The sequence below is a fragment of the Mycobacterium sp. ELW1 genome (assembly GCF_008329905.1).
Classification (GTDB): Bacteria; Actinomycetota; Actinomycetes; order Mycobacteriales; family Mycobacteriaceae; genus Mycobacterium.
The window spans coordinates 4437257-4452363 of the sequence record NZ_CP032155.1; the positions used below are offsets into that span (position 1 = coordinate 4437257).

Consider the following 15107-nt stretch of genomic DNA (forward strand, 5'->3'; position numbering starts at 1 on the left):
TCATCGGTGTGCGCCGGGGCATGTTCGGCATCAATGGCAGTGGCGACACGTCCGGGTATGGCCGACTGGTCCGCGAGGTCGCCCTGCCCGGCAGCACACCGCGGCCCTACGGTGGCTATTTCGACGACGTGGTCGACCGGTTGGCCGAGGTACTGGGCGGCGACGCGTTCGGTGCGGCCGTCGAACGCATCGTCGTCTTCCGCAACCAGCTCACCCTCGAAGTCCGCCGCGAACACCTGCTGACCGTCGCCCGGGCGTTACGCGACGACGAACGGTTGCGCTTCGAATTGTGTTGCGGGGTTTCAGGTGTGCATTATCCGCAGGACGCAGGCCGGGAGCTGCACGCGTACTATCAGCTGCTGTCGATCACCCACAACCGCCGGGTGCAGCTCGAGGTGGCCTGCCCCGATGCCGATCCGCATGTGCCGTCGCTGTTTTCGGTGTATCCGACGGTCGACTGGCATGAGCGCGAGACGTATGACTTCTTCGGCATCGTCTTCGACGATCATCCCGGGCTGACCCGGATCGAGATGCCCGATGACTGGGTGGGCCACCCGCAGCGCAAGGACTACCCGCTGGGCGGTGTGCCGGTCGAATACCACGGCGCCCAGATTCCGCCGCCCGACGAACGCAGGTCGTATCACTGATGACCACCGACGAGAACGTGATCGTCCTGGGCGGCCAGGACTGGGAGGAAGTCGTTGCCGCCGCCCGTCAGGGTGAGGCCGGCGAACGCATCGTGGTCAACATGGGTCCGCAGCACCCCTCCACCCACGGGGTGTTGCGGCTGATCCTGGAGATCGAGGGCGAGACGGTCACCCAGGCGCGCTGCGGGATCGGCTATCTGCACACCGGGATCGAGAAGAACCTGGAGTACCGCACCTGGACGCAGGGCGTCACCTTTGTGACCCGGATGGACTATCTGTCACCGTTTTTCAACGAGACCGCCTACTGCCTGGGCGTGGAACAGCTGCTGGACGTCACCGATCAGATCCCGGAACGCGCGAGCGTGGTGCGGGTGATGATGATGGAACTCAACCGCATCTCAAGCCATTTGGTGGCGTTGGCCACCGGTGGCATGGAGTTGGGCGCGATGACCCCGATGTTCTTCGGCTTCCGCGAGCGCGAGCTGATCCTGTCGGTGTTCGAGGCAATCACCGGGCTGCGGATGAACAACGCCTACATCCGCCCCGGCGGGCTGGCCACCGATCTGCCCGACGACGGACCCCAACGCGTGCGCGATCTGCTCAAGATCCTGCCGGGCCGGTTGCGTGAGCTCGAAGACCTGCTCACCCAGAACTACATCTGGAAGGCCCGCACACAGGGCATCGGCTATTTGGATCTGACCGGCTGCATGGCGCTGGGCATGACCGGACCGGTATTGCGGTCCACCGGACTGCCGCACGATCTGCGCAAGACCCAACCCTATTGCGGCTATGAGAATTACGACTTCGACGTCATCACCGATACCGGCGCGGATTGTTACGGCCGCTATCTGATCCGGGTCGGCGAGATGCACGAATCACTGAAGATCGTCGCCCAGTGTCTGGACCGTCTGGAGCCGGGTCCGGTGATGATCAGCGACAAGAAGCTGGCCTGGCCCGCGGATCTGCAGCTCGGCCCCGACGGTCTCGGGAACTCCCCCGCCCACATCGCCAAGATCATGGGCACCTCCATGGAAGGCTTGATCCACCACTTCAAACTGGTCACCGAAGGCATCCGGGTGCCGGCCGGCCAGGTGTACATCGCGGTGGAATCCCCTCGCGGCGAGCTGGGGGTGCACATGGTGTCCGACGGTGGCACCCGCCCGTACCGGGTTCACTACCGCGACCCGTCGTTCACCAATCTGCAAGCGGTGGCAGCGATGTGCGAAGGCGGCATGGTCGCCGACGTCATCGCCGCCGTCGCGTCCATCGACCCGGTCATGGGAGGCGTAGACAGGTGAGGGTCAGATGACAATTGATCTCGTATTGGGTCCGCGCCCCGATGAGCCCGGCCCGCCCATCGGCGGACCCAGCGCCTACCCCGCCGAGGTGACCGAGCGCCTGAGCGCCGATGCCGCGGACATCATCGCCCGCTACCCCCAGGCCCGTTCGGCGCTGTTACCGCTGCTGCACCTGGTCCAGTCCGAGGACGGCTACCTCACCGGCGCCGGAATCACGTTCTGTGCCCGACAACTCGGCCTGACCGAAGCCGAGGTTGCCGCCGTGGCCACCTTCTACTCGATGTACCGCCGCACCCCCACCGGGGACTACCTGGTCGGGGTGTGCACCAACACGCTGTGCGCCATCATGGGCGGCGACGCCATCCTGGATACCCTGGAGACCGAACTCGGCATCCATGCCGGGGACACCACCACCGACGGGCGCATCACCCTCGAGCACATCGAATGCAATGCCGCCTGCGACTACGCCCCCGTGGTCATGGTCAATTGGGAATTCTTCGACAACCAAACCCCGGCCAGCGCACGACAACTCGTCGATGACATCCGCGCGGGCGAGCCGCCCCAGGCCACCCGCGGGTCGCGGGTGTGCTCGTTTCGGGACACCGCCCGCACTCTGGCCGGGTTGTCCGGCGATGTCGCTTCGGGTGGTGGCGCCCCGGGTGACGCGACACTGGCCGGCCTTCGGGTGGCCCGCGAGTTGGACATGTCGGCGCCGGCGTCCGGCGAAGGCGAGGCACCATGACGCCCGCGACGCCGCTGACCCCGGTTCTCAGCCGGTTCTGGGACCAACCCGAACCGTGGACGCTGGAAACCTACCTGCGCAACGACGGTTACCAGGCGTTGCGGACGGCGCTGGGCATGAAGCCCGACGACGTGATCGCGACGGTCAAGGAATCCGGGTTGCGCGGCCGTGGCGGCGCGGGTTTCCCGACCGGCACCAAATGGTCGTTCATCCCGCAGGACGCCACCGGAGCCGGGGCCAAGCCAAAGTACTTGGTGGTCAACGCCGACGAGTCGGAACCCGGTACGTGTAAAGACATTCCGCTGATGCTGACCACTCCGCATTTCCTGGTCGAGGGTGCGATCATCGCCGCCTACGCCATCCGCGCCCGGCATGCGTTCATCTATGTGCGCGGTGAGGTGGTGCCGGTGCTGCGCCGGCTGCAGGCAGCGGTGGCCGAGGCTTATGCGGCCGGTTACCTCGGCACCGACATTGCCGGCTCGGGGTTCGATCTGGACCTGATCGTGCATGCCGGCGCGGGTGCCTACATCTGCGGGGAGGAGACCGCCCTGCTGGACTCGCTTGAGGGCCGTCGTGGCCAGCCGCGCCTGCGCCCGCCGTTCCCCGCAGTCGCGGGACTGTACGCCTGTCCGACGGTGGTCAACAATGTCGAATCCATCGCCAGCGTGCCGCCGATTCTGCTGAATGGGGTCGACTGGTTCAAGAAGATGGGTTCGGAGAAATCGCCTGGCTTCACGCTGTATTCGTTGTCGGGTCACGTCACCACTCCCGGTCAGTACGAGGCCCCGCTGGGGATCACCCTGCGCGAGTTGCTCGAGTACGCCGGTGGTGTCCGCGCCGGCCACGAGTTGAAGTTCTGGACGCCCGGCGGGTCGTCGACGCCGCTGTTGACAGCCGAACATCTCGACGTGCCACTGGATTACGAAGGTATGGCGTCGGTCGGCTCGATGCTGGGCACCAAGGCGCTTCAGATCTTCGACGAGACCACCTGTGTGGTGCGGGCGGTGCGGCGCTGGACCCAGTTCTACGCCCACGAATCCTGCGGCAAGTGCACGCCGTGCCGAGAGGGCACCTACTGGCTCAGCCAGATCTACGAGCGGCTTGAGACCGGGCGCGGCACCGAGGCGGACATCGGCAAGCTTCTCGACATCTCGGACACCATCTTCGGAAAGTCGTTCTGCGCGTTGGGTGATGGTGCCGCATCGCCGATCATCTCCTCGATCAAGCACTTCCGCGACGAGTACGAGGCGCATCTGGGCGGCAGCTGCCCGTTCGACCCGTACGCCTCGATGCTCGCCGCACCGGAAGGGGTGGGTGCCTGATGACGCAGATCTCGGAGACCGGGACCAACGAGGCGCCGCCGGTGGAGATGGTCACCCTCGTCATCGACGACGTCGAGGTGTCGGTGCCCAAGGGCACCTTGGTGATTCGGGCCGCGGAGTTGATGGGGGTGCAGATCCCCCGGTTCTGTGACCATCCGTTGCTGGATCCCGTCGGGGCGTGCCGGCAGTGCCTGGTGGAGGTGGAGGGTCAGCGCAAGCCGATGGCCAGCTGCACCACCACCGTGTCCGACGGCATGGTGGTGCGCACGCAGTACACCTCCGAGGCCGCGGACAAGGCGCAGCACGGGGTGATGGTAGCTGTTGCTGATCAACCACCCGCTGGATTGCCCGGTCGTGGCGACAAGGGTGGCGAATGCCCGCTGCAGAATCAGGGCCATGTCCAACGGCCGGGTCGAAACCCGATTCGAGGACATCAAGCGGCACCTTCCCGAAACCGATCAACCTGTCCGCCAGGTGCTGCTGGAGCACGGGAGCGCTGCGTGCTGTGTGCGCGCTGCACACGGTTTTCCGAACAGATCGCCGGTGACCCGTTCATCTCACTGCTTGGAACGCGGTGGCGCTGCAACAGGTTCGGGATCTGGCCCGGGGGAACCCTTCGATTCCTACTTCAGCGGCAACACCGTCCAGATCCTGCCCGGTCGGCGCTCTGACCGGAACTGCCTATCGATTCCGGGCCCGCCCGTTCGATCTGGGTGTCCAGCCCCAGCGTCTGCGAACACTGCGCCTCGCGGGTGTGCCCAGCGCACCGATCACCGCCGCGGAGTGGTGCTGCGCCGGCTGGCCGGCGACGACCCGGAAGTCAACTGAGGAATGGAACTGCGACAAGGGTCCGCTGGGCCCTTCACCTACACCCGGGTCGGTGACGCGCATCACCACCCCGCTGGTGCGCGACGAGAACGGTGCGCTGCGGCCGGCGTCCTGGTCGGAAGCCATCGCGGTGGCCGCCGCGGGTCTGCGATCGCGGACGTGCCGGAGTTCTGGTGGGGCGGCAGGGCGACCGTCGAGATGCCTACGCCTATGCCAAATTCGCCCGGATTGTGCTGGGCACCAACGACTCGACCTTCCGCTCTCGCCCCCACTTCGGCGGAAGAGCGGGACTTCCTCGCCGCCCGGCTGGGCCGGGCACCACGCCGTCCGTTATGCGGACCTGGAAGCCGCACCCATGGTGGTGCTCGCCGGGTTCGAGGCCCGAGGACGCGAATCCCCGATCGTGTTCCTGCGGCTCGCGCAAGGCGGTCCGCAACACGGCCTGCGGGTCGTGAGCATCGCGCCTGATGGTGTCCCGCGGGTCGGACGACAGCTCGCGGCACAGGTGGTTGCCTCACCGCCCCCGGTGACGAGGCGCGCGCCCTCGAGGCGCTGGCCGACGAGCTGCCCGTCCGGGGCGGTCCATCCTGGTCGGCGAACGGCTGGCCACCAGTGCCGGTGCGCTGTCGGCGGCGGCCCGGCTGGCCGACCGCACCGGGGCCCGGCTGGCCTGGATCCCCCGCCGCGCCGGTGACCGCGGTGCCGTCGAGACCGGCTGCCTGCCCAACCTGTTGCCCGGCCGGCAGGCCGACCGCGAATGACGTTGTGCGCCAGCAGCTTGCCGACGCCTGGAATGTCGACGAGCTGCCCTCGGAGCAGGGGCAGGGAGTACCGCCGACATTCTCGTCGCGGCGGCCGGTGGCGAACTTCGCGCACTGCTTGATTCGGCGGCGTCGACGCTGTTGAAAACCCTGCCGGACCCGCCGGCCGCACTGGCGGCGTATCGAGTCGGCCGGCTTCGTCGTCAGTCTGGAGTTGCGGGAGTCGGCGTCACCGGACTTGCCGACGTGGTCTTCCCGATATCCCCGGTCGCCGAGAAGGCCGGTTCGTTCCTGAACTGGGGAGGGCCGGCTTCGTCCGTTCGAGCCCGCGCTGTCCTCCAACGCCTTCCCCGACCTGCGAGTGCTGCAGATCCTGGCCGACGAGCTCGGCGTTCGGACCTCGGGTTCCGCACCGTCGAGGAGGCCCGCGCCGAGCTGAGAGCGCTGGGCGGGTGGGACGGTGCACGGCCGGCTGCGCCCTCGGTGACGCCGAAGGATCCGCCGCCGCTGGATTCTGACGAGGCGGTGCTGGCCGGCTGGCGGGTCTTGCTCGATGACGGTCGATTGCAGGACGGCGAGCCGTTTTTGGCGGGGACCGCGCGCCCGTCGGTGGTGCGGTTGTCGTCGGCCACGGCCGCCGGGATCGGTGCGGTCGACGGCGAGGTGGTCACTGTGTCGACGGGCCGCGGCGAGATCGCTCTGCCACTGGTCATCACCGAGATGGCCGACGGGTGGCTGTGCTGCTCCACTAACTGCCGCGGCAGGCGTGCGGGGTGGTGTGGCTGCCGCTGAACTCGCCCGGCAGCGCGGTGTACCAGCAACTCGGTGTCATTCCGGGCACCGTGGTACGCATCGAACGGGAGGCCGGCGCATGATCCCGCCCGATCTGAGTGTGTTCGGCCACGATCCGTGGTGGCTGATCCTGATCAAAGCGGTCGCTGTGTTCGCCTTCCTGCTCCTGACCGTTCTGGTGGCGATCCTGCTGGAACGCAAGATCCTGGGCCGCATGCAGATGCGCTACGGCCCCAACCGGGTGGGACCGTTCGGGTTGCTGCAGTCCCTGGCCGACGGCATCAAGCTGGCGCTCAAGGAGGGGCTCACCCCCGCCGGGGTGGACAAACCCATTTACCTGATGGCGCCGGTCATTTCGGTGATCCCGGCGATCATGGCATTCGCGGTGATTCCACTGGGTCCGGTGGTGTCGGTGTTCGGCCACCGCACGCCGCTGCAGCTGACGGATCTGCCGGTGGCGGTGCTCTACATCCTGGCGGTCACCTCGATCGGGGTGTACGGCATCGTGCTGGCGGGCTGGTCCTCGGGCTCCACCTACCCGCTACTGGGTGGTCTGCGGTCCAGCGCCCAGGTGATCTCGTATGAGATCGCGATGGCGCTGTCGTTCGCGGCGGTGTTCCTCTACGCCGGCACTATGTCCACCTCCGGGATCGTCGCCGCCCAGGAACACACCTGGTATGTGTTCCTGCTGCTGCCCAGTTTCGCGGTGTACGTCACCTCGATGGTCGGCGAGACCAACCGGGCTCCGTTCGACCTGCCCGAGGCTGAAGGCGAACTGGTGGGCGGGTTCCACACCGAATACTCCTCACTGAAGTTCGCGATGTTCATGCTCGCCGAATACGTCAACATGACCACCGTCTCGGCGCTGGCCACCACCCTGTTCCTGGGCGGTTGGCATGCGCCGTGGCCGATCAGCCTGATCGACGGCGTCAACACCGGCTGGTGGCCGCTGATCTGGTTCGTGGCCAAGGTGTGGACGTTCCTGTTCGTCTTCATGTGGCTGCGCGCCACCCTGCCGAGGCTGCGCTACGACCAGTTCATGGCACTCGGCTGGAAGCTGCTCATCCCGGTCTCGCTGGTGTGGATCATGATCGTCGCCGTCCTGCACACCATCGGCCACACCGGCATCATTCCCAACCTCGTCGCCGCAGCGGTACTGCTGCTGGCCGTGCTGGCCGCAAACTCGCTGCGCAACAAACTGATCCGGCGCAACACAGCGCCGCCTCCCGCCGCGGTCGAAGGATCGTTCCCGATACCGCCGCTGCCCGGCTCGCCGGCACCGAGCAAGGAGAAAGCAGATGCCTAAATTCCTCGACGCGGTCAAAGGTTTTGGCGTGACCTTCGGGACCATGTTCAAACACCCCATCACCGAGGAGTATCCGGAGAAGCCCGGGCCGGTCGCGCCGCGCTATCACGGCCGCCACCAGCTCAACCGCTACCCCGACGGACTGGAGAAGTGCATCGGCTGCGAGCTGTGCGCCTGGGCGTGCCCCGCCGACGCCATCTATGTCGAAGGCGCCGATAACACCGAGGAGCAACGCTTTTCACCCGGCGAACGCTACGGGCGGGTCTACCAGATCAACTATCTGCGCTGCATCGGCTGCGGGCTGTGCATCGAAGCCTGCCCCACCCGCGCGCTGACGATGACCAATGTCTACGAGATGGCCGACGACAACCGCTCCGACCTCATCTACGGCAAGGACAAACTGCTGGCCCCGCTGCAGCCCGGCATGGCGGCGCCCCCGCACGCGATGGCACCCGGTGCGACCGACGACGACTACTACCAGGGCCGGATCACGCCAAGCGAGCAGGAGGTGACCGGGTGACCGTGACTCTGCTGGCCGCCGAAACCCTCACCCGCACCTCCACTCCCGAGACCATCGCGTTCTGGATCCTTGCCGTCATCGCCGTGGCCGGCGCGATCGGAGTGGTCGCCGCACCCAAGGCGGTGTATTCGGCGATCTTCCTCGCAACCACGATGATCGCGCTGGCGATGATCTACGTCGCGCAGGACGCGCTGTTCCTCGGGGTCGTGCAGGTGGTGGTCTACACCGGCGCGGTGATGATGCTGTTCTTGTTCGTGCTGATGCTCGTCGGCGTCGACTCCTCGGAGTCGTTGGTGGAAACCATTCGGGGACAGCGTGTCGCCGCGATCGTCGCGGGTCTCGGGTTCGGCATCCTGCTGATCGCCGGGATCGGCAACATCGCCACCACCGGATTCGTCGGGCTCACCGAGGCCAACGCCGGCGGCAACGTGCAAGGCCTGGCGACACTGATCTTCACCCGCGATCTGTGGGCGTTCGAGTTGACCAGCGCGCTGCTGATCACCGCAGCCCTCGGCGCAATGATCCTGGCCCACCGGGAGCGCTTCGAGCGGCGAAAGACTCAGCGCGAGATGGTCGTCGAACGCTTCCAAACCGGCGCGCGGGCCACGCCGCTACCCAACCCTGGTGTCTTCGCCCGTCACAACGCCGTCAACACGCTCGCTCGCCTCCCAGACGGCACCGGCGATCAATCGTCGGTCAGCACCATCCTTCGTGCCAACGCAGGCGAAGACAGTCAGCGATGAACCCGGCCAACTACCTGTATTTGTCGGCGCTGCTGTTCACCATCGGCGCCGCGGGAGTGCTGTTGCGCCGCAACGCGATCGTCATGTTCATGTGCGTCGAGTTGATGCTCAACGCCGCCAACCTGGCGTTCGTGACCTTCTCGCGTATGCACGGCCATCTCGACGGCCAGGTGGTGGCGTTCTTCACCATGGTGGTCGCCGCCTGCGAAGTGGTGGTCGGCCTGGCCATCATCATGACGATCTTCCGGACCCGACGCAGCGCCAACGTCGACGACGCCCACCTGTTACGGCACTGACATGCAGACACTGGTGTGGTTGACCATCGCCCTGCCTTTGGCCGGCGCGGTGATCCTGTTGCTGGGGGGTAAAGCCACCGACGCGTGGGGGCATCTGCTGGGCTGCGCCGCGGTGATCGGCGCGTTCGCCTGCGGCGCGGTGCTGTTCACCCATCTACTCGGTCTGCCCGGTGAAGACCGGACCGTGCACGAGGTCCTGTTCTCCTGGGTGCCGGTCGGAGTTCTGCGGGTGGACTTCGGCCTGCAGCTCGACGCACTGTCGATGTGCTTCGTGCTGTTGATCACCGGCGTCGGGGCGCTGATCCACATCTACTCGATCGGCTATATGAAAACCGATCCCGGCCGCAGGCGGTTTTTCGCCTACCTCAACCTGTTCGTCGCCGCGATGCTCCTGCTGGTGCTTGCCGACAACTACCTCGGCCTCTACATGGGTTGGGAGGGTGTGGGTCTGGCGTCGTATCTGTTGATCGGATTCTGGTCGCACAAGCCGAGCGCGGCCACCGCGGCGAAGAAGGCGTTCGTGGTCAACCGGGTCGGCGACATGGGTCTGGCGATCGCGTTGATGGTGCTGTTCGCCACGTTGGGCTCGGTCACCTTCAGCACGGTGTTCAGCGCGGTGCCCCAGATGACATCAGGTGCGTTGACCGCCGTCGGTCTGCTGCTGCTGCTCGGGGCATGCGGCAAGAGTGCGCAGGTGCCGCTGCAGTCCTGGCTGGGGGACGCCATGGAGGGCCCCACCCCGGTGTCGGCCTTGATCCACGCCGCCACCATGGTCACCGCCGGCGTCTACCTGATCGTCCGCTCCGGCCCGATCTTCACCGCCGCGCCCGCCGCCCAGACGGCCGTCGTCACCGTGGGTGCGGTCACCCTCTTGTTCGGGGCGATCATCGGCTGCGCCAAAGACGACATCAAGAAGGCCCTCGCGGCCTCCACTATGAGCCAGATCGGCTACATGGTGCTCGCCGCCGGCCTCGGACCCGCCGGCTATGCGGTGGCCATCATGCATCTGCTCACCCACGGTTTCTTCAAAGCCGGCCTGTTCCTCGGCGCCGGCTCGGTCATGCATGCCATGGACGACGAAACCGACATGCGTCGCTTCGGCGGCCTGCGGACGCTGCTGCCCGTCACCTTCGTCACCTTCGGGCTGGGCTACCTCGCCATCATCGGCGTCCCACCGTTCGCCGGGTATTTCTCCAAAGACGCCATCATCGAAACCGCCCTCAACAGCGGCGGACTCAAAGGATTCCTCCTCGGCGGCGCCGCCCTGCTCGGCGCCGGGATCACCGCCTTCTACATGACCCGGGTGATGCTGCTGACGTTCTTCGGGCAGCGGCGCTGGAAACCCGACACCCACCCGCACGAATCCCCCACGTCGATGACAGCACCGATGATCGTCCTCGCGATCGGCTCGGTCGGCGCCGGGGCGCTGCTCGCCATCGGCGGCACCCTGGAACGCTGGCTCGAACCCGTCGTCGGCCATCATGAGGCCGCACACGTCTTTCCGGCCTGGATCATCACCGTCACCGCATTGGGCGTCGTCGCGATCGGCATCGCGGTGGCCTACCGGCAGTACGCGAACCACAAGGTTCCCGAGTCCGCGCCGTTGGATGTTTCCGCATTCACCGTCGCGGCTCGCAACGACCTCTACGGTGACGCGTTCAACGAGGCGGCGTTCATGCGGACCGGCCAAGAACTCACCAAAGGCCTTGTCGCCGTGGATGAGAAGGGCGTCGACGGGGTGACGCAGGGGCTCGCATTCGCGGTCGGCCGGTTCTCGGACCGCCTGCGCCAGGTGCAGACCGGGTACGCCCGCTCCTACGCGCTGTCCATGTTGGCCGGGACGGCGCTGGTGGTCGCCGCAGTCCTCTTCACGGCGTGGAGGTGAGTGGCATGACGAACGCCCCCTGGCTGACCATCCTGTGGGCCATCCCGGTCATCGGCGCCGCGCTGATCATCGTGCTGCCCGCCTCGCTGCGGCAGTTCGCGAAGTACGCCGGCGTGGTGGTGTCCCTCGCGGTTCTGGCGCTGTCACTGATGCTGGCCGTGCGATTCGATCCGGCCGGCCAACAATTCCAGTTCGTCGAAAACCATCCGTGGATACCGTCGTTCGGCACCGGATACATTCTCGGCCTCGACGGGATCGCTCTGGCTCTGGTGGTGCTCACCGCTGTGCTGGTGCCGATCCTGCTGATCGCCGGCTGGAACGACGCCGACGACCGGCCCGGGCTGTCCGGCCGGTCAGCGCACAGCTACATCGCGCTGACGCTGGCCGTCGAGGGCATGGTGATGATGTCGCTGGTCGCCCTGGACATCTTGCTGTTCTACGTGTTCTTCGAAGCCATGCTGATCCCGATGTACTTCCTCATCGGCGGGTTCGGCGGCGAGAACCGGTCCAAGGCCGCGGTGAAGTTCTTGCTGTACAACCTGTTCGGCGGGTTGATCATGCTGGCCGCGGTGATCGGTCTCTACGTCGTGACCTCCGCCAGCAAGGCGTTCGAGGCAGGAACGTTCGACTTCCGCGCCATCACCGACGCCGTGGCCACCGGGAAGTTCACCATGAGCCCCGGCATCGCCAACGCGCTCTTCCTCGGTTTCATGTTCGCGTTCGCGGTCAAAGCTCCGCTGTGGCCGTTTCACCGGTGGCTGCCCGACGCCGCCGTCCAGGCCACGCCCGCATCCGCGGTGTTGATGATGGCCGTGATGGACAAGGTCGGTACATTCGGGATGCTGCGCTACTGCCTGCCGTTGTTCCCCGACTCCGCAACATATTTCCGCCCGGTCATCGTCGCGCTGGCCGTGGTCGGCATCGTCTATGGCGCCGTCTTGGCGATCGGCCAGACCGACGTCATGCGGCTGATCGCCTACACCTCGATCAGTCACTTCGGCTTCATCATCCTCGGTATCTTCGTGATGACCAGTCAGGGCCAAGCCGGCTCAACCCTGTACATGGTCAACCACGGGATCTCCACCGCCGCACTGTTCTTGATCGCCGGGTTCCTGGTCAGCCGCCGCGGCAGCCGCCTCATCGCCGACTACGGCGGAGTCCAGAAAGTCGCACCCGTGCTGGCAGGCACCTTCCTGGTGGCAGGCCTGGCGACGCTGTCGCTACCGGGACTCGCGCCGTTCATCAGCGAATTCCTGGTCCTCATCGGCACATTCACCCGCTACCCGGCCTTCGCCGTCATCGCGTCGGTGGCGCTGGTGCTCTCGGCGGTCTACATACTGTGGCTCTACCAGCGGATGATGACCGGGCCCGTGACTGACGGAACCGAGCGGGTGCGGGATCTGCGGCCACGAGAGCTGCTCGTGGTGGCGCCGCTGATCGCGCTGTTGATCGGCCTCGGGGTGTACCCGAAGATCGCGCTGGATGTCATCAACCCCGCGGTGACCGCAACACTGACATCGATTCATCAACCCGACCCGGCGCCGACGGTCGCAGAGGGGGCCCGCCCGTGAACGCGCCCAGCATCGAATACAGCCAAGTCTCACCGATGTTGATCGTCCTCGGCGTGGCCGTCGCCGGAGTGCTGGTCGAGGCGTTCGCACCCCGTAAGAGCCGCTACCCCACCCAAGTCGCTCTGAGCCTGGCCGGCCTGGTGGCCGCGTTCGTCGCCGTGGTTCTGCTGGCTCGCGATATGCACGGGGTCGGCCAGTCCGCGGTGGTCGGCGCGGTCGCGGTCGACGCCCCCGCGCTGTTCCTGCAGGGCACCATTGTGTTGATCGGTGTGCTCGGCGTGTTGTTGATTGCCGAACGCCGCACGCCGGCCGAATTCGAGGTCAGCTCGGCCACATTGGATGCCTTCACCCCCGATGCGTCAACGGTGCCGGGCAGCGTCGCGGAAAAGATCGCCACCAAGGCGGCCTTGGTGCAGACCGAAGTGTTCCCGCTGACCATGTTCGCGGTGGCCGGGATGATGCTGTTCCCGGCCGCCAACGACCTGCTGACGATGTTCGTGGCGCTGGATGTGTTCTCGCTGCCGCTGTACCTGATGTGCGGGCTGGCTCGCCGGCGGCGGCTGCTGTCCCAGGAATCTTCGCTGAAATACTTTCTGCTGGGCGCATTCTCGTCGGCATTCTTCCTCTACGGCATCGCCCTGCTGTACGGCTACGCGGGCACTTTGAGCCTGCCCGGCATCGGGCGCGCCATCGATGCCGGCACCGACGACTCCACCCTGGCGCTGATCGGCGCGGCCCTGATCGCCGTCGGTGTGCTGTTCAAGGTCGGCGCGGTGCCGTTCCACTCCTGGATCCCCGACGTCTACCAGGGCGCTCCCACCCCGATCACCGCGTTCATGGCGGCCGCCACCAAGGTTGCCGCCTTCGGCGCCATGCTGCGCATCTTCTACGTCGCACTGCCCGGCCTCAACCACGAATTACGCCCCGTCCTGTGGGCGGTGGCGATCCTCACCATGGTCGTCGGCACCATCACCGCGGTGACCCAGACCGACGTCAAGCGCATGCTCGCGTATTCAGCTGTCGCGCATGCCGGTTTCATCCTGACCGGCGTGATCGCCGCCAACCCGCCAGGGCTGTCGGCCACCCTGTTCTATCTCTTCGCCTACGGGTTCTCCACCCTCGGCGCCTTCGCCGTGGTGAGCGTGGTCCGCGACGCGGCCGGGTCCGAGGAGACCGACATGTCGCGCTGGGCGGGACTGGGCCGACGCTATCCCCTTGTCGGCGTGGTGTTTTCACTGTTCCTGCTCGCCTTCGCGGGTATACCGCTGACCAGCGGGTTCGTCAGCAAGTTCGCGGTGTTCAAGGCGGCCGGGCAGGGCGGTGCAATCCCGCTGGTGGTGGTGGGCGTCATCGCCTCGGCGATCGCCGCGTACTTCTACGTGCGGGTGATCGTGCTGATGTTCTTCACCGACCCGCCACAGGACGCCCCGGAGGTCGTCACGCCCGGCTCGTTGAGCGTCGCAACCATCACCGTGACGGCGGCCATCACGTTCGCACTCGGTGCGCTGCCCCAGCCGCTGCTCGACCTCGTCGACCATGCGGCTAGATTCCTGGATTGATGATTCTTCTCAGTGAGGACCACGGTGCCGTCCGGGTTTTGACGATGAACCGCCCCGAGGTGCGCAATGCGTTGAGCACTGAGCTGTTCGAGGCGCTCTATGCCGCCCTCGGTGCGGCCGACGCCGACGAGTCGGTGCACGCCGTGGTGCTCACCGGCACCGATCCGGCGTTCTGCGCCGGCGTCGACCTCAAACAGGCACAGAGCCTGGGCATGGACTATTTCGGCCGGTTCGACAAGATGAACTGTATGAACGCCATCGTCGAGCTGAGCAAGCCCGTCGTCGGGGCGATCAACGGTGCGACGTTCACCGGCGGCTTGGAGATCGCGCTGGCGTGCGACTTCCTGATCGCCTCGGAGCGCGCGGTTTTCGCCGACACCCATGCCCGGGTCGGGATCCTTCCCGGCGGCGGGATGACCGCGCGCCTGCCTGGAGTGGTCGGATCCGCGATGGCGCGACGGCTGTCGATGACCGGCGAGGTGGTCGACGCCGCACGGGCGGAGAAGATCGGACTGGTCACCGAAGTCGTTGCCCACGAACAGCTTCTGCCCCGCGCACTGGAGCTGGCCGGCCAGATCGCCGAGGTGCCCGGGCCGGTGATGTCGGGTCTCAAGGAGATCTACCGCACCGGGACCGCGGCGGTCACCGGGCCCGCGTTGAATGCCGAGCGCGCGGTGGCCGCCGACTCCCACGTCGACACCGAGGAGTTGGCCGCGCGTCAGCGAGAGGTCGCCGAGCGCAACAAGCGGCAGATGTAATCTCGCCCAAACCGACATTTCGCAGCCAATGTGCGAGTAGTTCGCAGCAAAACGTCGATCTCGGCGTGTGAATGATTGA

General features: G+C 66.5%; 12 protein-coding genes and 1 pseudogene. All 13 read left to right on the forward strand.

Annotated elements, in window-relative coordinates:
* Window positions 1-20 precede the first annotated feature (20 nt).
* The 13 genes and pseudogenes from D3H54_RS21100 to D3H54_RS21160 all read left to right on the forward strand — a co-directional run bounded on the left by D3H54_RS21100 (window position 21) and on the right by D3H54_RS21160 (window position 15028).
* Entirely contained in the window at window positions 21-647 is a 627-nt protein-coding gene (locus tag D3H54_RS21100) for an NADH-quinone oxidoreductase subunit C (protein WP_286199308.1), read from the forward strand.
* Entirely contained in the window at window positions 647-1945 is a 1299-nt protein-coding gene (nuoD, locus tag D3H54_RS21105; RefSeq protein ID WP_149380860.1) for an NADH dehydrogenase (quinone) subunit D, read from the forward strand. The genes D3H54_RS21100 and nuoD overlap by 1 nt, the downstream gene beginning before the upstream one ends.
* A gap of 7 nt (window positions 1946-1952) precedes the next feature.
* Window positions 1953-2687 (forward strand): NADH-quinone oxidoreductase subunit NuoE, encoded by a 735-nt coding sequence (gene nuoE, locus D3H54_RS21110; RefSeq protein ID WP_149380862.1) that lies wholly within the window; start codon window positions 1953-1955, stop codon window positions 2685-2687.
* Entirely contained in the window at window positions 2684-4009 is a 1326-nt protein-coding gene (gene nuoF / locus D3H54_RS21115) for an NADH-quinone oxidoreductase subunit NuoF (protein ID WP_149380864.1), read from the forward strand. Before nuoE ends, nuoF begins: the two co-directional genes overlap by 4 nt.
* A pseudogene (locus tag D3H54_RS21120) lies at window positions 4009-6473 on the forward strand (NADH-quinone oxidoreductase subunit G). The gene nuoF and the pseudogene D3H54_RS21120 overlap by 1 nt, the downstream one beginning before the upstream one ends.
* Window positions 6470-7696 carry an NADH-quinone oxidoreductase subunit NuoH gene (gene nuoH / locus D3H54_RS21125; protein WP_149380866.1) on the forward strand — a complete coding sequence of 409 codons (1227 nt, stop codon included), beginning with the start codon at window positions 6470-6472 and terminating at the stop codon, window positions 7694-7696. The pseudogene D3H54_RS21120 and the gene nuoH overlap by 4 nt, the downstream one beginning before the upstream one ends.
* Window positions 7689-8216 (forward strand): NADH-quinone oxidoreductase subunit NuoI, encoded by a 528-nt coding sequence (gene nuoI / locus D3H54_RS21130; RefSeq protein WP_149380868.1) that lies wholly within the window; start codon window positions 7689-7691, stop codon window positions 8214-8216. The genes nuoH and nuoI overlap by 8 nt, the downstream gene beginning before the upstream one ends.
* Window positions 8213-8959, forward strand: coding sequence for an NADH-quinone oxidoreductase subunit J (locus D3H54_RS21135; protein ID WP_149380870.1), 747 nt, complete (start codon window positions 8213-8215; stop codon window positions 8957-8959). The genes nuoI and D3H54_RS21135 overlap by 4 nt, the downstream gene beginning before the upstream one ends.
* A complete protein-coding gene (gene nuoK, locus D3H54_RS21140; protein ID WP_036339939.1) occupies window positions 8956-9255 on the forward strand; it encodes an NADH-quinone oxidoreductase subunit NuoK in 300 nt (99 codons plus the stop codon). Before D3H54_RS21135 ends, nuoK begins: the two co-directional genes overlap by 4 nt.
* Before the next feature lies 1 nt (window position 9256).
* Window positions 9257-11140: an NADH-quinone oxidoreductase subunit L gene (gene nuoL, locus D3H54_RS21145; protein WP_149380872.1), complete on the forward strand. Its 1884-nt coding sequence runs from the start codon at window positions 9257-9259 to the stop codon at window positions 11138-11140.
* Window positions 11141-11145: 5 nt separating this feature from the next.
* A complete protein-coding gene (locus D3H54_RS21150) occupies window positions 11146-12711 on the forward strand; it encodes an NADH-quinone oxidoreductase subunit M (RefSeq protein ID WP_149380874.1) in 1566 nt (521 codons plus the stop codon).
* Window positions 12712-12746: 35 nt separating this feature from the next.
* Window positions 12747-14270: an NADH-quinone oxidoreductase subunit NuoN gene (gene nuoN, locus D3H54_RS21155; protein WP_286199309.1), complete on the forward strand. Its 1524-nt coding sequence runs from the start codon at window positions 12747-12749 to the stop codon at window positions 14268-14270.
* Window positions 14270-15028 carry an enoyl-CoA hydratase gene (locus D3H54_RS21160; protein ID WP_168214933.1) on the forward strand — a complete coding sequence of 253 codons (759 nt, stop codon included), beginning with the start codon at window positions 14270-14272 and terminating at the stop codon, window positions 15026-15028. The genes nuoN and D3H54_RS21160 overlap by 1 nt, the downstream gene beginning before the upstream one ends.
* Window positions 15029-15107: the final 79 nt, after the last annotated feature.

Excerpts from the sequence above, each read along its gene's own strand:
- D3H54_RS21100 (WP_286199308.1), top strand. The coding sequence starts at position 21 with ATGTTCGGCATCAATGGCAGTGGCGACACGTCCGGGTATGGCCGACTG.
- nuoD (WP_149380860.1), top strand. The coding sequence starts at position 647 with ATGACCACCGACGAGAACGTGATCGTCCTGGGCGGCCAGGACTGGGAG.
- nuoE (WP_149380862.1), top strand. The coding sequence starts at position 1,953 with ATGACAATTGATCTCGTATTGGGTCCGCGCCCCGATGAGCCCGGCCCG.
- nuoF (WP_149380864.1), top strand. The coding sequence starts at position 2,684 with ATGACGCCCGCGACGCCGCTGACCCCGGTTCTCAGCCGGTTCTGGGAC.
- nuoH (WP_149380866.1), top strand. The coding sequence starts at position 6,470 with ATGATCCCGCCCGATCTGAGTGTGTTCGGCCACGATCCGTGGTGGCTG.
- nuoI (WP_149380868.1), top strand. The coding sequence starts at position 7,689 with ATGCCTAAATTCCTCGACGCGGTCAAAGGTTTTGGCGTGACCTTCGGG.
- nuoK (WP_036339939.1), top strand. The coding sequence starts at position 8,956 with ATGAACCCGGCCAACTACCTGTATTTGTCGGCGCTGCTGTTCACCATC.
- nuoL (WP_149380872.1), top strand. The coding sequence starts at position 9,257 with ATGCAGACACTGGTGTGGTTGACCATCGCCCTGCCTTTGGCCGGCGCG.
- D3H54_RS21150 (WP_149380874.1), top strand. The coding sequence starts at position 11,146 with ATGACGAACGCCCCCTGGCTGACCATCCTGTGGGCCATCCCGGTCATC.
- nuoN (WP_286199309.1), top strand. The coding sequence starts at position 12,747 with ATGTTGATCGTCCTCGGCGTGGCCGTCGCCGGAGTGCTGGTCGAGGCG.
- D3H54_RS21160 (WP_168214933.1), top strand. The coding sequence starts at position 14,270 with ATGATTCTTCTCAGTGAGGACCACGGTGCCGTCCGGGTTTTGACGATG.